Below are 17,093 nucleotides of genomic sequence, written 5' to 3'. Positions count from 1 at the left end.
TCGAGCAGATGATTTTGCATCGCTGCACGCATTGGAAGTGGCACGGTCCTTGCAAACCCGAAACGCTAATGGCGCGGCAACGCGCGGCTCGACGACGGGAACGCATGGAATGAGCAACACAATCAACGTAGTCGCCATATCGGGCGGCCTGCAACGGCCGTCCCGCACGCTGGCGCTGACCGATGCAATCGTCGGCGCGCTCGGCGACGCACTGCCGATCGACACGCAACGGATCGAACTCGGCGAGATCGGCAACCGGCTGGCCGGCGCGCTGAAGCGCGCGCAGGTGCCGCCGGATCTCGAAGCGCTGATTCGCGCGATCGAGACGGCCGATGCGCTCGTCGTCGCGAGCCCCGTGTATCGCGCGTCGTACACGGGCATCTTCAAGCACCTGTTCGACCTCGTGCATCACGAGTCGCTGATTGATGTGCCGGTGCTGCTCGCGGCCACCGGCGGCAGCGAGCGTCATGCGCTCGTGATCGATCACCAGCTCCGGCCGCTGTTCAGCTTCTTTCAGGCGCGCACGCTGCCGATCGGCGTGTATGCGTCCGAAAGCGATTTCGACGGCCACGAAATCGCGAATCCCGCGCTGCGCGCACGCATCGCGCTCGCGGTGGACCGCGCGGTGCCGCAACTGCGCCCGCGTGCGCTGTCCGCCGTCGCGGCGTAACGCCGTTCGTTTTTCCCCGTCAGCGGCTGGTTCAAGGGCGAGTTCACCGCGATCGGCGAGCCGTGGCTCGAGCACGACGAACGCTATCGGCGTTCGAAGGAATTCATCCAGGCGCTCAAGGGCATCTGGACGCAGGACAACTTCACGTTCAAGGGCGACTTCTACCGCTTCAACGATTACACGCTGAGCCCGAAGCCCGTGCAGAAGCCGCATCCGGAGATCTTCCAGGGCGGCAGCTCGCGTGCGGCGCGCGACAACGCGGCGAGCGTGTCGGACTGGTACTTCACGAACGGCAATACGCCGGAGAACCTGAAGGCGCAGATCGACGACATCCGCGCGAAGGCGGCGGCGAACAACCATCGCGTGCGGATCGGCGTCAACGCGTTCGTGATCGCGCGCGACACCGAGGAAGAGGCGCGCGCGGTGCTCGACGACATCATCCGGCACGCGCACGTCGAGGCCGTTCACGCGTTCGGCGATGCGGTGAAGCAGGCAGGCAACGCGTCGCCGGAAGGCGAGGGCAACTGGGCGAAATCGACGTTCGAGGATCTGGTGCAATACAACGACGGATTCCGCACGAACCTGATCGGCACGCCGCAACAGATCGCCGAGCGGATCGTCGCGCTGAAGGCGATCGGCGTCGATCTCGTGCTGACCGGTTTCCTGCATTTCATCGAGGAAGTCGAGTACTTCGGCAAGCGCGTGCTGCCGCTCGTGCGCGAACTCGAGGCGCAGCAGCAGGCGGTGGCTGCTTGATGCGTGACGGATCGCGGATGACGGTTCGGAATCCGATGCGATCGCGATCGATCGCATGATCGGGTGAACGCGGTGGCCGGCGATGCATGTCGCCGGCCTTGATGAAGGCGGCGTTCGCGACGGGAGGCGCGGCCCGCGCGTCACGTCATCTGTATGAGGGTTGACTAGACCAAACAGACAGCGTCAGATCGCCTGATTCAGCTCGGCCGGGAGCCGCCGGTGGAGGGCGACATCCAGTTTGAACCGCCAAGGTCTGGTTTGCCGTCGCTCAATGGCCGGTTTCCGGCGAGCGAATTGCCCTGGCCGCCTCCACTCGGCCACGAGGGGCCCTCGGTTGGCTGAACAGCCTCTGTCATGCTTTCGTCGTTCGCGGTTCGACGTGACGCGCTGGAAACCGCCCGGTCTAGGCAGCCGGATTGGCGCCTCGGGGACCGGAATCTTCGACACTGGCAGCGCGCAGGCGATCAAAGCGAGAATAACGATTTCCCCGAACTTCAGATCGACGATACCCTGACTCTCAAGGTTCTTGAGTAGCGGGTTCGTCGTCTGCCGAGTAAGCGAAACCATTGGAGCCAGGGTGTCTTGCGAGAGCTTTATCCTGCTCTGTTCCGCATTGATCCCTCCGTAGCCACCAGCGATCAGCAATAAGCGACTTGCCAGGCGCTGAGCGGCGGGCAACAGTATCATGGCTTCGTTGTTCTCAAAGGAGATCCGGATTTTTTGCGCCATCAACAAGCCAAAATTCCGCCAGTAAGCCGGGTGAGCTCCAAGCACGGTTTCCAATGCGGGGCGGGGTACGTGAAGCACGAGAGTCTTACAGATTGCTGAGGCATCGTGCGGGCGAGGCAGCCCGTTGAACATTGGCGTGGCTTCGCGCGCGCTGGAATGGATGGTCAACGGTGGCATCAAGCGTCTTCAAGGGGGATATCATGACTGAGCGAGATAAGGTGTTTGCGGGCTCAATCCCGAAGTTCTACGACACGCTGATGGTCCCCCTGATCTTCGAGGCCTATGCCGCCGACCTGGCGGAGCTTGTCGCAGCCTCCTCGCCCCACTCGGTGCTTGAAACGGCGGCCGGCAGCGGCGTGGTCACGCGCTCGCTTGCGCCAAAACTCTGCGCTGACGCGCGCTACGTGGTGACCGATCTCAATCAGCCCATGCTCGACTATGCGGCCGCCAGGCAGGGGGCCGATAGCCGTATCGAATGGCGGCGGGCGGACGCGCTCGACCTGCCGTTCGAAGATGCCTCGTTCGACGTCGTTTGCTGCCAGTTCGGCGCGATGTTTTTCCCCAACCGGGTCGTCGGCTACGCCGAGGCGCGTCGCGTGCTGAAGCCGAGTGGGCGCTTTGTCTTCAATGTCTGGGACCGAATCGAAGAGAACACCTTTGCCGAAGAAGTCACCAACGCTGTCGCAACGGTGTTTCCGGATGACCCGCCGCGATTCCTCGCTCGCACGCCGCACGGCTATCACGATATCGCGCTGATCCGGGAGGAACTGAGCCGCGCAGGATTCGCCGGCATCGAAATCGAGACGCGCGAAAAGGTGAGTTGCGCGACGTCCGCACGCGCCGCCGCCACTGCCTATTGCCTGGGAACGCCGCTGCGCAACGAAATCGAGGCGCGCGACGCCGGCTTGCTTCAGCTCGCTACGGATCGAGCGACGGAAGCGGTTGCCAAGCGCCATGGCGAAGGGCCGGTGGCCGGCAAAATTCAGGCGCATGTGATCGTGGCCGCAGGATAGTGGAGTCTCGGATTGCTCATATCGAATCAGCGTTGATCGCTCGCTCGATCGCCCGCGAATCTATCGCGTGTCGCCTGGCAGTTCGACTATGATGAATTGTCTGCGGCCCCAACTCCACAGCGCAAGGTCGCGAACCGGCGATGACGGGAGGAGGCGATGAGCGAGCAAAGCAATGCACAACTGGTGCAACAGGCGTACGCGGCCTTCGGCAGGGCCGATATCGGCGGCGTGCTGCAGACGCTCTCCGAAGACGTCGACTGGTTCATACCGGGGCCAACCGACATCGTTCCGTTCGTCGGCAGAAGACACGGGCCGCAGGAGGTCGCGGCGTTCTTCGAGAGCCTTGCGTCGACGCAGACCGCGGCACGGTTCGAGCCGCTCGAGTTCATCGCCAGTGGCGACAAAGTCGTCGTGCTCGGCGCGCAGCGCTGGCATGTCCATTCGACCGGGTGCACGTACGAGGACGAGTGGGTGCACGTGTTCACGATCGAAAACGGAAAGATCACGAAGTTTACCGAGTACCACGACACCGCGGCTGAAGCGGCCGCGCATCGACGGTGAGGGCGCCGCACGCGCGCCGAGCCGGTGCGCGAGACGCGCGGCTCGCGCGGACGGCGCCGCATCATTCGCTGGTTGCGACGACTCGTTCTGCCGATCACGGTCTTGATGAAGTGACGGCGAAGCAATCTCAGACCTGATCCGACGCTGACTGACTGATCAGGTCTTGACTTACGCACGTCATCCACGCGCTGCCACCCATCATCGCGCACTCGCTGCGCACATCACCCCGCGCCCGCCATCCGCGATGCATCGACGAGCATCTCGACCCCGAGCCCGCCCAATACCATCCCCATCGCCCAGCGCTGCGCGAGCAGCAGCGCCGGACGCCCGTGCAGGAACTTCGCGATGCCGCTCGAGCAGAGCGCGACCATCCCGTTGGCCGACGCGAACGCGGCGATCAGCAGCGAGCCGAGAAAGAGCGACTGGCCGAACACGCTGCCTTGCCGGTAGTCGATGAACTGCGGCAGCAGCGACACGAACAGCATCGCGAGCTTCGGATTGAGCACGCTGGTCGTCGCGCCCATCGCGAGCAGCCGCAGCGGCTGCTCGCTCGGCAGCGCCTTCACCTCGAACGGCGAACGGCCGCCGGGCCGCACGGCCTGCCACGCGAGGTACAGCAAATACGCGGCGCCGACCACGCCGAGCACGGTGCCCGCATACGGCACGCTCAGGAACAGCGTGGTGATCCCGAACGCCGCGCCGAACATGTAGAACAGGTAGCCCACCATCACGCCCGCCAGCGAAATCAGCCCGGCGGTGCGCCCCTGCGCGATCGAGCGCGACATCACGTAGACCATGTTCGGCCCCGGCGTGACCGCGAGCATCCCGCCGATGACCAGAAATCCGTAAAGCGAGCCGGAGGTATGCATTGGTTGCCGTTTCCTGCGATGAACGTCGATGGCATTCATTGTCCGACCGTGCAGACGCACAGTAAAACGGGATAAACTGAATCGATTGATCAGATTTTCTGAAGAACATGAAAAAGCTCGATCTCGATGTGCTGGCGATGGTGGTGGCCGTGACGGAGTCCGGTTCGTTCGCGCAGGGCGCGCAGGCGGTGCACCGCTCGCCGTCGGCGGTGAGCATGCAGATCAAGGCGCTGGAAGACGCGCTCGGCAAGCCGCTGTTCATCCGCGACACGCGCAACGTCACGGCGACCGACGACGGCCGCATGCTCGCCGAGTACGGCCGCCGGATGCTGGCGATGCGCGACGAGGCGTGGGCGTCGGTCGTGCGCCCGGAGATCAGCGGCCGCGTGACGATCGGCGTGCCCGACGACTACATCTCGTCGCTGCTGCCGCAGGTGCTGGGGAAATTCGCCGCGATGCATCCGCGCGTGGAAGTGCGCGTGATCGGCCAGCCGAGCAGCGCGCTCGTGCCGATGCTCAAGGACAACACCGTCGATCTCGCCTGCCTCACGCGCATCAAGGGCGTGAGGGGCGAACTCGTGCGGCTCGAGCCGCTCGTGTGGACGGGCTCGGTGAAACGCAACGTGTGGGAGGAGCGGCCGTTGCCGGTCGCGTTCTTCACGTATGGCGGCAGCATGGCGCGCGATCATGCGGTCAAGGCGCTGAACCGGCAGAACATTCCGTACCGGATGTCGTACGAAAGCCCGAGCTTTCTCGGCCTGCTGAGCATGGTCGAGGCCGGCCTCGCGGTCGCGCCGCTCGCGCGCTGCAGCATTCCCGCGCATCTCGTCCAGCTGTCGCAGAACGAAGGGCTGCCGCCGCTGGGTGAACTCGAAGTCGTGCTGGCGCGCAGCGCGCACTCGGCGCGCCCGCCGTGCGATTACCTCGCCGAGCAGATTCTCAACGAGTGGCGTGCATGACTGGGCCGCGCGCAGGCGCGGCCGCGCCGCTGCTCAGCACGACTTCAGCAGCCATTCCCTGAATGCGACCAGCGACGGCAACGTATCGTTTTCCGGCGGATACACGAGGTAGTAGCTGCGCTGGCTCGTGATCGCATCGCCGATCGACACGAGCTCGTTGCGGCTCAGCTCGTCTTCCACCAGCACCTTCGGCACGAGGCCGATCCCCATCCCCGCGCGCACGGCCTGGATCAGGTGCGACGTCAGCTCGAAGCTCGGGCCGATCCGCATCTCGCGATGATCGAGCCCGAAATGCGAGAACCATTCCGCCCACGCATGCTGATTGCTCGTCACGCCGAGCAGCGTTTGCCCGGCCGCCCACGCAGGCGCATGCGCGCCGGCCCCGCGGCCGCCGCCCGCATCGGGGCTCGCGATCGCGATCAGGAATTCGTTGTACAGCCGGTGCGCGTGCAGGCCGGGCCAGTCGCCGGCGCCGACGGTAATGGCCGCGTCGAGATCGTCGGTATGGAAATCGATGCCGCCGATCCGCGAATGCAGGTGCACGGTCATACCCGGATGCGTGGCATAGAAGTCGTGCAGGTGCGGCAGCAGCCATTTCGAGCCGAAGGTCGGCAACGTGGCAAGCCGCAGCGTGCCGGCCCCGGCCTGGTGCGACATGGCCTGCAGCGTCGCGCCGCGAATGCGCCCCAGTGCGCCGCTCAGCTCGACGAAGTAGCGGCGTCCGACCTCGGTCAGCTTCACGGAGCGGCCCTCGCGCCGGAACAGCGGCACGCCGAGCTGATCCTCGAGCGTCTGGACCTGCCGGCTGATCGCGCTCTGGCTCAGCGACAGCTCATCGGCCGCGCGGGTGTAGCTCTCGTGGCGGGCGGCGGCCTCGAATACGAGCAGCAGCGACATCGACGGGGTCAAGCGACGGTAATTCATGAGTTTTATGCAAGTTTTGCCGGGGGAGAATTCGTTTGTTTCTCGTGCCGATTAGCAAGATACTGGATTTCCGGCGTGCACGGAACCTTGCTCAAAACTCATGTTTCCGACCTGACCGCACACCGGCTCCGCTCACCTTTCGCGTTTATCCCATGTCGATCGCCCCGTTGCCCCGTCCCGCCAGCCAGCCCGAAAGCCGTTACCGCGATTTTCTCGCGGCCCTTCAGGCCGCCGGCTTCGCCGGGGAAATCCGCGCCGATCACGCGAACCGGACCGTGCAGGCCACCGACAACTCGATCTACCAGCGGCTGCCGCAGGCGGTGATCTGTCCCGCGCATGCGGACGACGTGCGGCTCGTCGCGCGGCTGCTCGCCGAGCCCGCGCATCGCGACGTCGCGGTGGCGGCGCGCGGCGGCGGCACCGGCACCAACGGGCAGTCGCTGACCGACGGCGTGGTCGTGGACCTGTCGCGCAACATGAACCGGATCCTCGAAATCAACGTGGCCGAGCGCTGGGTGCGCGTGCAGGCGGGCGTCGTCAAGGATCAGCTCAATGCCGCGCTGAAGCCGCACGGCCTCTTTTTCGCGCCGGAGCTGTCGACGTCGAACCGCGCGACGGTCGGCGGGATGATCAACACCGACGCGAGCGGGCAGGGCAGCTGCACGTACGGCAAGACGCGCGACCACGTGCTCGCGCTCGACTTCGTGCTGATGGGCGGCGAGCAGCTGCACAGCGACGCGCTCGCGGACGACGAACTGGCGCGCCGCTGTGCGCGCCAGGACCGGATCGGCAAGGTGTATCGCGCCGCGCGCCGCATCGCCGACGAGAAGGCCGCGCTGATCGACGCGAAATTTCCGAAGCTCAATCGCTGCCTGACCGGCTACGATCTCGCGCACCTGCGCGAGCCGGACGGCCGCTTCAACCTGAACAGCGTGCTGTGCGGCGCCGAAGGCTCGCTCGGCTTCGTCGTCGAGGCGAAGCTGAACGTGCTGCCGATCCCGAAATATTCGGTGCTGGTCAACGTGCGCTACGCCGGCTTCATGGACGCGCTGCGCGACGCGCGCGCACTGCTCGAACTCAAGCCGCTGTCGATCGAGACGGTCGACTCGAAGGTGCTGATGCTCGCGATGAAAGACTTCGTGTGGAGCAGCGTCGCCGAGTATTTTCCGCAGGACGACCAGCGTCCGACCCTCGGCATCAACCTGATCGAATTCAGCGGCGACGACGCGCAGGACGTCGATGCGCGGGTGCGCGCGTTCGTCGACCACCTGCGCACCGATACGAGCGTCGAGCGGCTCGGCCATACGCTCGCGAGCGGCGACGACGCGGTGAAGCGCGTGTATGCGATGCGCAAGCGCGCGGTCGGCTTGCTCGGCAACGTGCAGGGCGAGGCACGGCCGCAGCCGTTCGTCGAGGACACCGCGGTGCCGCCCGAAAACCTGGCCGCGTACATCGCCGAATTCCGCGCGTTGCTCGATGGCCACGGGTTGCAGTACGGGATGTTCGGTCACGTCGACGCGGGCGTGCTGCACGTGCGCCCCGCGCTCGACATGAAGGACCCGAAGCAGGCGGCGCTGGTGCGCCCGGTCTCGGATGCGGTGGCGGAACTCACGCAGCGGCATGGTGGCCTGTTATGGGGCGAGCACGGCAAGGGCGTGCGCTCCGAATACGCGCCGGCGTTCTTCGGCGAGCTGTATCCGTCGCTGCAGCAACTGAAGGCCGCATTCGATCCGCACAACCAGTTCAACCCGGGCAAGATCGCGACGCCGCCGGACCACACGATGCGGCTGCTGAAGATCGACGAGGTGCCCACGCGCGGCGACCACGACCGGCAGATCGACGAGCGCGTGTGGCAGAGCTACGGCACGGCGATGCACTGCAACGGCAACGGCGCGTGCTACAACTTCGATCCGGACGACGCGATGTGCCCGTCGTGGAAGGCGACGCGCGAACGCGTGCATTCGCCTAAGGGGCGCGCGTCGCTGATGCGCGAATGGTTGCGTCTGCAAGGACAGGCCGGCGTGGATGTGATCGCGGCAGCCCGCGCACGGCAGCCGCTGCTGAGCGGCCTCGCGACTCGCTGGCGCAACAGCCGCGCCGCGCGCAACGGCGAAGCCGATTTCTCGCACGAGGTGTATGACGCGATGGCCGGCTGCCTCGCATGCAAGTCGTGCGCGGGGCAGTGCCCGGTCAAGGTCAACGTGCCCGAGTTCCGCTCGCGCTTTCTCGAGCTGTATCACCAGCGATATCTGCGGCCGGTGCGCGACTACCTGATCGGCTCGCTCGAATACACGATGCCGTGGATGGCGCGCGTACCCGCGCTGTACAACGGGCTGATGCGGGCCGGCTGGGTGCGCACGCTGCTGGAGCGGCACGTCGGCATGGTCGACAGCCCGCTGCTGAGCCGCTTCGATCTCGCGGCCGCGATGCGCCAGTGGCGCGTGCGGCCCGCCGATCCGCGGGCGCTCGCGGCGCTGACCGACGCGCAGCGCGAACGCAGCGTCGTCATCGTGCAGGACACGTTCACGCGCTACTTCGATACCGAGCAGCTGGCGACGCTGATCGAGCTGGCGGCGCGCGCGGGCTACCAGGTGTGGCTCGCGCCGCTCGCGCCGAACGGCAAGGCGCTGCACGTGCAGGGCTTCCTGCGCGCGTTCGAGAGGGCGGCGATTCGCAACGCGACGCAACTGGCCGCGCTGGCGCGCTCGGGCGTCGCGCTCGTCGGCCTCGATCCGGCGATGACGCTCACGTATCGTCAGGAGTATCTGAAGGTGACGGGGCTCGCCGACGTGCCGAAGGTCGCGCTGCCGCAGGAGTGGCTGCTGCACGCGCTGCCGGAAGCGGATGCGTGCGGCGCGTCGGCCCGATCGTACCGGCTGCTGCCGCACTGCACCGAGAAGACGAACGCACCGGACAGCGGCAAGCAGTGGGCGCAGGTGTTCGCGCGGCGCGGGCTGCGCCTGCAGGTGCAGGCCACCGGATGCTGCGGGATGTCGGGCACGTACGGGCACGAGGCGCGCAACCTGGACACGTCGCGCACGATCTATGCGCAATCGTGGGCCGCGCACGTCGACGCGCGGGACGACGCGGGTGAAGCGCTGGCGACCGGGTATTCGTGCCGCAGTCAGGTGAAGCGCATGGCGTCGAAGCAGTTGCGTCATCCGTTGCAGGCGCTGCTCGATCACGTGCGTGCGGCGGGGTGACGGGCGGCGCGGCCCGCGTGAAGCGCGCGTTGCCGTTTAAGGGCATACCCTGAATGGCATTGACGTCATAGCAATTGCCTCATTTCTTATATGCGCGCTTGGCGCGCAGACTCGATACTTGCGGCACACATTGGTGCTGAACATGAAACGAGTCAACTACTTGCCGGCCGACGACAGATCCTGCGGCTGGTTTCACCTGAGCCGGACGCGGCGCCCAGCCGCCGCGCATACGGGCAAGACCTCCGCGCGCTGGGTCGTCGTCGGGGCCGGGCTCACGGGTCTGGCGGCGGCGCGACGCATCGCGCTGCACCATCCGAATGATTCCGTCGTCCTGCTGGACGCACAGGAAGTCGGATATGGGGCGTCTGGCAGAAATTCCGGGTTCGCGATCGACCTGCCGCACGACATCGGCGCACCCGATTACATCGGCGACCTCGCGACGGCGCGCATGAACCTGAAGCTCAATCAGGCCGCGCAGCAGATCATCAAGCAATTGGTAGCCGAGCATGGGATCGATTGCGACATGCGCGCGGTCGGCAAGTACCAGGCTGCCGTCGAACCGCGCGGCATCGCGGTGCTCGACGCGTACCGGAAAGGGCTCGAAAACCTCGGCGAACACTGCGAGGTCGTACCGGAAGACGAACTGCCGAAGCGCATCGGCACGCGCTTCTACAAGAAGGGGCTGTTCACGCCTGGCACGATCCTCCTGCAGCCGGCGGCGCTCGTGAAAGGGCTCGCCGACAGCCTGCCGGAAAACGTCAGGCTGCACGAATACACGCCGATCACGGCCGTCGATTACGGCGACCGGATCACGCTTGCGCATCGGCACGGCGAAATCGTCGCGGACAAGCTGCTGCTGACCAACAATGCATTCGGATCGAGCTTCGGCTTCCTGAAGCGGCGACTGCTGCCGGTATTCACGTATGCCAGCATGACGCGCGTGCTGACCGACGACGAGCAGGCGAGGCTGGGCGGGTTGCCCGTGTGGGGCATCATCCCGGCCGATCCGTTCGGCAGCACGTTGCGGCGCACGCCGGACAACCGTCTGCTGGTGCGCAACAGCTTCAGCTTCAACCCGAACGGCCGCAGCAGCGAAGCGTTCCTGCAACGCGTCGCGCAGCGCCATCGCGCGTCGTTCGAGCGGCGTTTCCCGATGCTGCCGAACGTGCCGTTCGAATACACGTGGGGCGGCGCGATGTGCCTGTCGCGCAATCACATGGCGCATTTCGGCCAGCTCGCGCCGAACGTCTACGGCGCGCTGTGCTGCGGCGGCCTGGGCATCACGCGCGGCACGATTACCGGCACGTTGCTGGCCGACTGGCTCGCCGGGGAGCGCAACGAACTGATCGAGTTCCTGTTGTCGTCGCCCGGGCCGAATGCGAACCCGTCCGAACCGCTGCTGTCCGCCGGTGTTCGTCTGAACCTGATGTGGGGACAGTGTCGCGCGGGCAAGGAAAGCTGAGCTTTCGTCATGAGAGAGGACGTCATGATCAAACTGGGTATTCTCGGCGTGGGCGACCTCACCGAAAAGCTGGTGCGAGGCCTGCTGCGCGAGGCCGGCGAGATGGAAGTGCTGCTGTCGCCGCGAGGGCGCGAGAAGGCGCAAGCGCTCGGCCGCGAACGCGCATGCCGCGTCATGGCCAACAACCAGGCCGTTGTGGATGCAGCCGACATCGTGCTGATCGGCGTGCGTCCGGCACAACTGACGGCACTCGCACAGGAGGTCACGGTCAGGCCGGGCCAGAAGCTGATCTCCGTCGTGAGCGGCGTATCGGTCGCGGAGCTGCAGCGCCTGTTCGGTATCGACCGCTGCGTGCGGGCGATGCTGTCCTATGCGGCCGAGATCAATCGCTCGACGGTCGCCCTGTATCCCGCCGATCCCGATGCGCAGGCGCTGCTGCACGTGCTCGGTAATCTGATCGTGCTCGCCAGCGAGACCGAGTTCGAACTGGCGACGGTCAGCGCATGCATGAATGGCTGGTTCTACTTTCTGTTGCACGACCTGCAGCACTGGCTGGAAGACAAGGGCATGCCGTCCGAGCGTGCGCGCGCGCTGGTGCTCAGCAGCGTCGAGGATTGCGTGGCCTACGCGCGGCATCGCGATGCGCAGCCGATTCGCGACCTGGGCCGCTCGATCGCGACCCCCGGCACGTTCACCGAGCAGGGGCTCGAGATGCTGGCACTGCATCAGGCCAATGCGGCATGGAACGCCGCGTGCGAAGTCGTATTCGATGCGCTGCTGAGCGGATCGGGACGAGATTCGATCACGACCACCACCGATCCGGCACTGTGACGGCCATGCCGTCATGTTAGCCGGGCCGATCACCCATGTCGGAAAATTCCTACTACAAAATTCAGGAGAACAAATGTCACTGATTCACAACCTTGAGGATGCACCCCTCAACGGGTTCCACAAGAAGCTTACGGTCTACTCGGCCGGCGGGCCGTTTCTGGACGGTTATGTGATGAGCATCATCGGTGTCGTGATGATGCAGATCTCGGGTGCACTGCATCTGAATACGTTCTGGGAGGGGATGGTCGCCGCATCGGCGCTGATCGGCATTTTTCTCGGCGGCTTCCTCGGCGGGTGGTTTACCGATCGCTTCGGCCGCAAGGTGCTCTACCTGATCGACCTGGTCGCGATCATCGGTTTTTCGGCCGCGCAGTTCTGGGTCGAGTCGGTGTGGGCGCTGTTCATCTGGCGCCTGCTGATCGGCGTCGCGGTGGGTGCGGACTATCCGATCGCGACCGCGTTTCTCGCGGAGTTCCTGCCACGCAAATATCGCGGCCCGCTGCTCGCGAGCATGCTGGTGATGTGGTTCGCCGGTGCGGCCTGCGCGTATATTGCCGGCACGCTGATCCTCGAGTTCGGCGGCGCTGATGCCTGGCGATACGTGCTGGCCAGCGCACTCGTACCGGGCACACTGTTCATGGTGGCGCGCGCCGGCACGCCGGAGTCGCCGCGCTGGCTGCTCAGCAAGGGGCGCCGCGCAGAAGCCGACAAGGTCATCAAGCACGTGTACGGCCCGCAGTTCTCGTCGAAAAACCTACCCGAGGCGCCGAAGACGCGTGAAGTATCGGTGTGGTCGCTGTTCCACTCAGGCTACGGCAAGCGCATGTGGTTCGTGACGATTTTCTGGACCTGCGCGGTGCTACCGCTGTTCGCGATCTACTCGTTCGCGCCGACCGTGCTCGGGGCACTCGGCCTGACCGAGAAATGGGCCGCGCTGGGTTCGGTCGCGATCACGATGCTGTTCGTCGTCGGCTGTCTGGCGGGGATGAAGCTGATCAACGTGATGGGGCGGCGGCAGATGCTGATCCAGAGCTTTCTGTGGTCCGGGCTCGCGCTGGCGCTGCTGGGCTTCAATCCGACGGCGTCCCCGATGATCGTGGTGATCCTGTTCGGCGCGTATGCGATCTTCAACAGCGGTGCGCAGATCCTGGAATTCGTCTACCCGAACGAACTGTTCCCGACCGAGATCCGCGCGACGGCCGTTGGCCTGGGCACGTCGCTGTCGCGGATCGGCACGGCGGTGGGCACCTATCTGGTTCCGGTCGCGCTGACGTCGATCGGCATCGGCAACACGATGCTCGTGGCGGCCGGCGTTTCGTTCGTCGGCGCGTGGTGCGCGTGGGCGATGGCGCCCGAGACGCAGAAGCTGGACCTGCATCAGGCGGCTTCGCTCGATCACTGAACGGCATTGCGGCGAACGGGCACGCGCGGCGGATGGCGCGCGTTGCCCGTCGCACGCCAGTCACTCCCCAACCGATATGACGATGGACGAACGATGCGACCGCAACTGAACAAGCTTGCCGACGAGACCTGGGACGTGGTGGTGATCGGCGCCGGCGCGGTGGGCTGCGCCAGCGCGCGTGAATTGGCCGGGCGCGGCTTCAAGACGCTGCTGGTCGACCGCGGCGATATCGCGACGGGCACGTCGTCGCGCTCGAGCCGGATGCTGTATTCCGGCGTCGGCTATCTGGCGCCGCAGTTTCCGCTGTGGCAAATCCCGTTCCGGCCGGCCGCGGTGCTGAAGCGGTTTCTGTATGCGCGCAACATCATGCACTGTCGCGCCGAACTGGTCGCCGACATGCCGCAGCGCCTGACCCGCCACCGCTTCCATTACCCGTTTCGCGCGGGCGACCGCTATCCGCACTGGCTGGTCGGGTTCGGCTTCCGGCTGATGGAGGCCGTCGCGAGCCGCAACGTGCCGCTGGCGTTTCGCCGGCTTTCGCCGGAGCAGGCGGCCCGCGAGAGCGCGATGGTCGCGGCGCTGGGCGGCCCGCTGGCCGGTGTCGGCGTGTTCGAGGAATACATGTATGCGTGGCCCGAGCGCATTTGCGTCGATACGGCGCTCGATGCCGAGCAGCGCGGCGCGACGCTGCGCACGTATGCCAGAGTGAGCGCGCTCGAGCGGCGCGGCGCGACGTGGAGCATCACGCTGGATGACCAGGCGCCCGACGCGACCGGGCAGGTACGCATCAGCACCCGCGCGGTCGTGAACGCGGCCGGGCCGTGGGTCGATCGCGTGCCCGGCGGCGGCCGCGGCGACGTGAAGCGGGTACTCGGACGCAAGGGCGTGAACGTGATGGTGCGCCTGCCGGACGCGTGGCGCGGCCAGGGGCTCGAAGCGTTTTCGAGCAAGGGCGAGACGTTCTATGTCTTCCCGTGGGGCGACTATCACTTCATCGGCCCGACCGAAACCGTCGTCACCGAGGATCCGGACACCGTGCGCGTGCTGGATGCCGAAGTCGACTACATCCTCAGCGAGGCGAACCTGCTGTTCCCCGAACTGAAGCTCACGCGCGCGCACGTGCGGCACTGCTGGTGCGGCGTGCGCCCGATGTCGACGACGGACGGCGAAACGGTCAGCCTGCCCGTGCGCGCGATCGAGGATCCGAACCTGCCGGGGCTCGTCACGATGACGGGCTCCTACATCATGATGCACCGTCACGCCGGGCGCATGGCCGCGAAGTCGGTCGAGCGGCATCTGGGCAAACGGCGCGCGCCGCCCAAGGGGATGCTGGTCGGCCCGGGGCGGCAGGCGAATGCGCAAACCGTCGAGCAGATCCTCGAGCAGGAGCACGTCGTGCGGCTGGCCGACCTGATTCGTCGCCGCTTGCCCGACGGGTTGAACCCGGCGCTCGGGCGCGACCGCGTCGATGAACTGTCGCGCGTCGCCGCGACGGTGCTCGGCTGGTCAGAAGCTCGGCGGCAGGAAGAGCTGCGGCATTTCGAGTCGGATACGGCCACGGTTTACCGCACCATATAATTCGGGATGCAAAGTGTTTAGTCAAAACTGAAAAAGAGGAAGATGTGATGACCCGGGTTCTAACCGTTGTTCGACAGGCAGAAGCGGCCACGATCGGCGAAACCGCGCCGCCCAAATTGCCGATCGGCGACATCATCGCGGCGCAAGGCACGGCCCAACATCAGGAAGCCGCCGACGTCGGCGCGAGCATCGGCGTGTGGGAAAGTTTGCCCGGCCAGTTCCGCCGTCATCTGAAAAGCCGCGAATTCAGCCACATCGTCAGCGGCTGGTGCGTCTTCACGCCGGATGGCGGCGAGCCGGTCGAGCTGCATGCGGGCGACGCCGTGTTGTTCCCCGCGAACTGCGAAGGCGTATGGGATATTCGCGAGACGCTGCGCAAGACGTACGTGCTGTTCTGACGCGGAGCCGGACATGAGCGAGATCAAACGATTTGCCGTTCGCCCGCGTGCCAGCGGCATCGTCGTATCCGGCGACCGGATCGAAACGTCGGGTATCGTCGCGGCGGCCGGCGCGGCGACCGACATCGAAGCGCAGACGCGTTCGGTGCTGGAGCAACTCGAAGGGCTGTTGCGTGAGGCAGGCGCCGGCAAGCAGCATGTCACGCGCATCCAGATCTGGCTGGCCGACATGAAGGATTTCGACGCGATGAATCGCGTGTACGACGCATGGGTCGGCAACGCCGATCAGCCGGCGCGCGCCTGCGTCGGTGCGCCGCTTGCACATGAAGACTATCTGATCGAGATTCAGGCGACGGGAACGCTATAACGCTTAGGGCCTGTTCACGCTAATAACGGGCTTGCGCTGGCCCCCAGAAGGGCCGAGCGCAAGGATTGCGACGAAGCGAATACTCGCCGCGGCGATCGGCAGCGGCAGCGACGTCAGGGCTTGATGCCCCGACGATGCGGTTCGATGGGGTGGCGACGGTGGCCGGGGGGGATCCGGCCGCCCGTCCTGCACAAGCCGCTCCAGTTTTTGCCGAAGCGTCGTCCGGCCCGCAACGGAAGCGCGGAAGAAGCAGCGCGCCAGCACATCGAAGTCCTGCGCGCGCCACGCGTCAATGCGCGGTCAGCAGCCGTTCCACCTCATGTCGGCGTTTGCGATAGACGGAAGGCGTCTCTCCGTATTGCTTGCGGAACCACAGGATGAAGTGCGACGCATCCGAGAACCCGCACTCGATCGCGATCGTCGTGACGTTCAGGCTCGTGTCCGCCAGCTGCTTGCGGGCGTGCTCGAGCCGGAGCTTTCTCCAGTAGTTCGCGGGCGCATCGTTCGTGTTGTTCAGAAACGCGCGATGCAGTTGCCGCGCGCTGGTACCTGCGTGCTCCGCGACTTCCTTCAGCGTGGCCGACGCGCCGAGATGGGCACGCATGAATGCAATCGCCTTGCGCACGATCTCGTTCTGGTACACGTGCGGTTCGCTGTCGCGTTCATGTTCTGGCGCGGTTTCGAGCGCGGTGTCCGCCAGCAGGTACTTGAGCCCTTTCTGCGCACGAATCTCGCCGCAGTGGCGCCGGATCATGTTCGCGGCGAGATCGATCGCCGTGCCGCCAGGGCACGTGATGATGCCTTCGTCGTCCACGTAGCTTTTGTCGATCAATGCGGTGGCGAGCGGAAAGCGTTCACTGAACTCGTCGCGGATCGTGAAGTGAACCGCGCAGCGGCGGCCGTCGAGCAGCCCTGCCTTGCCGAGCACGAACGACGCGGAGCACAGCGCGATGATCGGGATGCCGGCCGCATGGACGTTGCGCAGCGCATCCAGCAGCCATTCCGGCGGATTGCGCGTTTCGGCGAGCAGGCCGCCGGCGACCACGATGTAGTCGTACGATTCGAGCAGCTCGAGCCGCTTGGTCGGCAGGATCGGCATCCCGCAGCTCGCGGAGATCGGCTCGTCGTTGCAGGTCATCCAGTCCCACTGGCAGTAGATCTGGCGGCTGCGAAACGACTTATCCGCCGCGAACCGCAACGAATCGACCAGCCCGGCCACCGGGACCAGCGTGAACTGATTCAGCAGGATGAAGCCGACGCGCAAATCGGGCCGCCCGGGCAGCACTTCTTCGGCATCCTGGCTTGCGTCTCCGTAGTCTTCGTTATCTGTATTCATCGCTCATCCTCGAGAAAGATGAGAATCCGGCACGC

Annotated in this window: 15 protein-coding genes and 1 pseudogene; 12 read left to right on the top strand and 4 right to left on the bottom strand. The window is 65.8% G+C overall.

What is annotated here, in order from left to right; genetic code table 11:
- Positions 1 to 109: 109 nt before the first annotated feature.
- Both msuE and sfnG read left to right on the top strand, forming a co-directional pair.
- The gene (gene msuE / locus O1Q03_RS06590; RefSeq protein ID WP_269502303.1) at positions 110 to 670 is read left to right on the top strand and encodes an FMN reductase; all 561 of its coding nucleotides are present in this window, start codon (positions 110 to 112) and stop codon (positions 668 to 670) included.
- Between the two features lie 18 nt (positions 671 to 688).
- Positions 689 to 1,426: pseudogene (gene sfnG, locus O1Q03_RS06585) on the top strand (dimethylsulfone monooxygenase SfnG); the annotation flags it as partial.
- A 183-nt stretch (positions 1,427 to 1,609) separates the two neighbouring features.
- Here sfnG and O1Q03_RS06580 read toward each other — a convergent pair.
- The gene (locus O1Q03_RS06580; protein WP_269502302.1) at positions 1,610 to 2,332 is read right to left on the bottom strand and encodes a Crp/Fnr family transcriptional regulator; all 723 of its coding nucleotides are present in this window, start codon (positions 2,330 to 2,332) and stop codon (positions 1,610 to 1,612) included.
- Positions 2,333 to 2,355: 23 nt separating this feature from the next.
- Here O1Q03_RS06580 and O1Q03_RS06575 point away from each other — a divergent pair, with 23 nt between their 5' ends.
- On the top strand, positions 2,356 to 3,168 hold the full coding sequence (locus O1Q03_RS06575) for a class I SAM-dependent methyltransferase (RefSeq protein WP_269502301.1): 813 nt from the start codon (positions 2,356 to 2,358) through the stop codon (positions 3,166 to 3,168).
- Between the two features lie 156 nt (positions 3,169 to 3,324).
- Complete coding sequence (locus tag O1Q03_RS06570) at positions 3,325 to 3,729, top strand: nuclear transport factor 2 family protein (RefSeq protein ID WP_269502299.1); 405 nt, start codon at positions 3,325 to 3,327, stop codon at positions 3,727 to 3,729.
- Between the two features lie 221 nt (positions 3,730 to 3,950).
- Here the strand turns inward: O1Q03_RS06570 and O1Q03_RS06565 are convergent, their stop codons facing one another.
- Positions 3,951 to 4,598: a LysE family translocator gene (locus O1Q03_RS06565; protein WP_269502298.1), complete on the bottom strand. Its 648-nt coding sequence runs from the start codon at positions 4,596 to 4,598 to the stop codon at positions 3,951 to 3,953.
- A gap of 107 nt (positions 4,599 to 4,705) precedes the next feature.
- Between O1Q03_RS06565 and O1Q03_RS06560 the strand changes: the two genes are divergently transcribed.
- Entirely contained in the window at positions 4,706 to 5,557 is an 852-nt protein-coding gene (locus O1Q03_RS06560; protein ID WP_269502297.1) for a LysR substrate-binding domain-containing protein, read from the top strand.
- 33 nt (positions 5,558 to 5,590) lie between these two features.
- Here O1Q03_RS06560 and O1Q03_RS06555 read toward each other — a convergent pair whose 3' ends face one another.
- Positions 5,591 to 6,481 (bottom strand): LysR substrate-binding domain-containing protein, encoded by an 891-nt coding sequence (locus tag O1Q03_RS06555; protein ID WP_269502296.1) that lies wholly within the window; start codon positions 6,479 to 6,481, stop codon positions 5,591 to 5,593.
- 152 nt (positions 6,482 to 6,633) lie between these two features.
- Here O1Q03_RS06555 and ydiJ point away from each other — a divergent pair, with 152 nt between their 5' ends.
- From ydiJ to O1Q03_RS06520, 7 genes are all read left to right on the top strand, one after another.
- The gene (gene ydiJ, locus O1Q03_RS06550; protein ID WP_269502295.1) at positions 6,634 to 9,684 is read left to right on the top strand and encodes a D-2-hydroxyglutarate dehydrogenase YdiJ; all 3,051 of its coding nucleotides are present in this window, start codon (positions 6,634 to 6,636) and stop codon (positions 9,682 to 9,684) included.
- A 142-nt stretch (positions 9,685 to 9,826) separates the two neighbouring features.
- Positions 9,827 to 11,146: an NAD(P)/FAD-dependent oxidoreductase gene (locus O1Q03_RS06545; RefSeq protein ID WP_269502294.1), complete on the top strand. Its 1,320-nt coding sequence runs from the start codon at positions 9,827 to 9,829 to the stop codon at positions 11,144 to 11,146.
- A 24-nt stretch (positions 11,147 to 11,170) separates the two neighbouring features.
- Positions 11,171 to 11,977, top strand: a complete 807-nt coding sequence (locus O1Q03_RS06540; protein WP_269502293.1) for an NAD(P)-binding domain-containing protein — start codon at positions 11,171 to 11,173, stop codon at positions 11,975 to 11,977.
- Positions 11,978 to 12,050: 73 nt separating this feature from the next.
- Positions 12,051 to 13,379, top strand: a complete 1,329-nt coding sequence (locus O1Q03_RS06535) for an MFS transporter (protein WP_269502292.1) — start codon at positions 12,051 to 12,053, stop codon at positions 13,377 to 13,379.
- 93 nt (positions 13,380 to 13,472) lie between these two features.
- Positions 13,473 to 14,957 (top strand): FAD-dependent oxidoreductase, encoded by a 1,485-nt coding sequence (locus O1Q03_RS06530; protein ID WP_269502291.1) that lies wholly within the window; start codon positions 13,473 to 13,475, stop codon positions 14,955 to 14,957.
- 47 nt (positions 14,958 to 15,004) lie between these two features.
- Positions 15,005 to 15,355 carry a cupin domain-containing protein gene (locus tag O1Q03_RS06525; RefSeq protein ID WP_269502290.1) on the top strand — a complete coding sequence of 117 codons (351 nt, stop codon included), beginning with the start codon at positions 15,005 to 15,007 and terminating at the stop codon, positions 15,353 to 15,355.
- Positions 15,356 to 15,368: 13 nt separating this feature from the next.
- Positions 15,369 to 15,722 (top strand): RidA family protein, encoded by a 354-nt coding sequence (locus O1Q03_RS06520; RefSeq protein ID WP_269502289.1) that lies wholly within the window; start codon positions 15,369 to 15,371, stop codon positions 15,720 to 15,722.
- 289 nt (positions 15,723 to 16,011) lie between these two features.
- On the opposite strand, the gene O1Q03_RS06515 is transcribed toward O1Q03_RS06520, so the two are convergent.
- On the bottom strand, positions 16,012 to 17,058 hold the full coding sequence (locus O1Q03_RS06515; RefSeq protein WP_269502287.1) for a GlxA family transcriptional regulator: 1,047 nt from the start codon (positions 17,056 to 17,058) through the stop codon (positions 16,012 to 16,014).
- Positions 17,059 to 17,093: the final 35 nt, after the last annotated feature.

The organism is Burkholderia sp. IMCC1007 (assembly GCF_027257875.1).
Lineage (GTDB): Bacteria > Pseudomonadota > Gammaproteobacteria > Burkholderiales > Burkholderiaceae > Burkholderia.
Note: the sequence above shows the minus strand (reverse complement) of the source record. Positions and strands in the feature narration are given on the sequence as shown.

Excerpts from the sequence above, each read along its gene's own strand:
- O1Q03_RS06570 (WP_269502299.1), top strand. The coding sequence starts at position 3,325 with ATGAGCGAGCAAAGCAATGCACAACTGGTGCAACAGGCGTACGCGGCC.
- O1Q03_RS06560 (WP_269502297.1), top strand. The coding sequence starts at position 4,706 with ATGAAAAAGCTCGATCTCGATGTGCTGGCGATGGTGGTGGCCGTGACG.
- ydiJ (WP_269502295.1), top strand. The coding sequence starts at position 6,634 with ATGTCGATCGCCCCGTTGCCCCGTCCCGCCAGCCAGCCCGAAAGCCGT.
- O1Q03_RS06540 (WP_269502293.1), top strand. The coding sequence starts at position 11,171 with ATGATCAAACTGGGTATTCTCGGCGTGGGCGACCTCACCGAAAAGCTG.
- msuE (WP_269502303.1), top strand. The coding sequence starts at position 110 with ATGAGCAACACAATCAACGTAGTCGCCATATCGGGCGGCCTGCAACGG.
- O1Q03_RS06555 (WP_269502296.1), bottom strand. The coding sequence starts at position 6,481 with ATGAATTACCGTCGCTTGACCCCGTCGATGTCGCTGCTGCTCGTATTC.
- O1Q03_RS06535 (WP_269502292.1), top strand. The coding sequence starts at position 12,051 with ATGTCACTGATTCACAACCTTGAGGATGCACCCCTCAACGGGTTCCAC.
- O1Q03_RS06530 (WP_269502291.1), top strand. The coding sequence starts at position 13,473 with ATGCGACCGCAACTGAACAAGCTTGCCGACGAGACCTGGGACGTGGTG.
- O1Q03_RS06565 (WP_269502298.1), bottom strand. The coding sequence starts at position 4,598 with ATGCATACCTCCGGCTCGCTTTACGGATTTCTGGTCATCGGCGGGATG.
- O1Q03_RS06580 (WP_269502302.1), bottom strand. The coding sequence starts at position 2,332 with ATGCCACCGTTGACCATCCATTCCAGCGCGCGCGAAGCCACGCCAATG.
- O1Q03_RS06525 (WP_269502290.1), top strand. The coding sequence starts at position 15,005 with ATGACCCGGGTTCTAACCGTTGTTCGACAGGCAGAAGCGGCCACGATC.
- O1Q03_RS06545 (WP_269502294.1), top strand. The coding sequence starts at position 9,827 with ATGAAACGAGTCAACTACTTGCCGGCCGACGACAGATCCTGCGGCTGG.
- O1Q03_RS06520 (WP_269502289.1), top strand. The coding sequence starts at position 15,369 with ATGAGCGAGATCAAACGATTTGCCGTTCGCCCGCGTGCCAGCGGCATC.
- O1Q03_RS06575 (WP_269502301.1), top strand. The coding sequence starts at position 2,356 with ATGACTGAGCGAGATAAGGTGTTTGCGGGCTCAATCCCGAAGTTCTAC.
- O1Q03_RS06515 (WP_269502287.1), bottom strand. The coding sequence starts at position 17,058 with ATGAATACAGATAACGAAGACTACGGAGACGCAAGCCAGGATGCCGAA.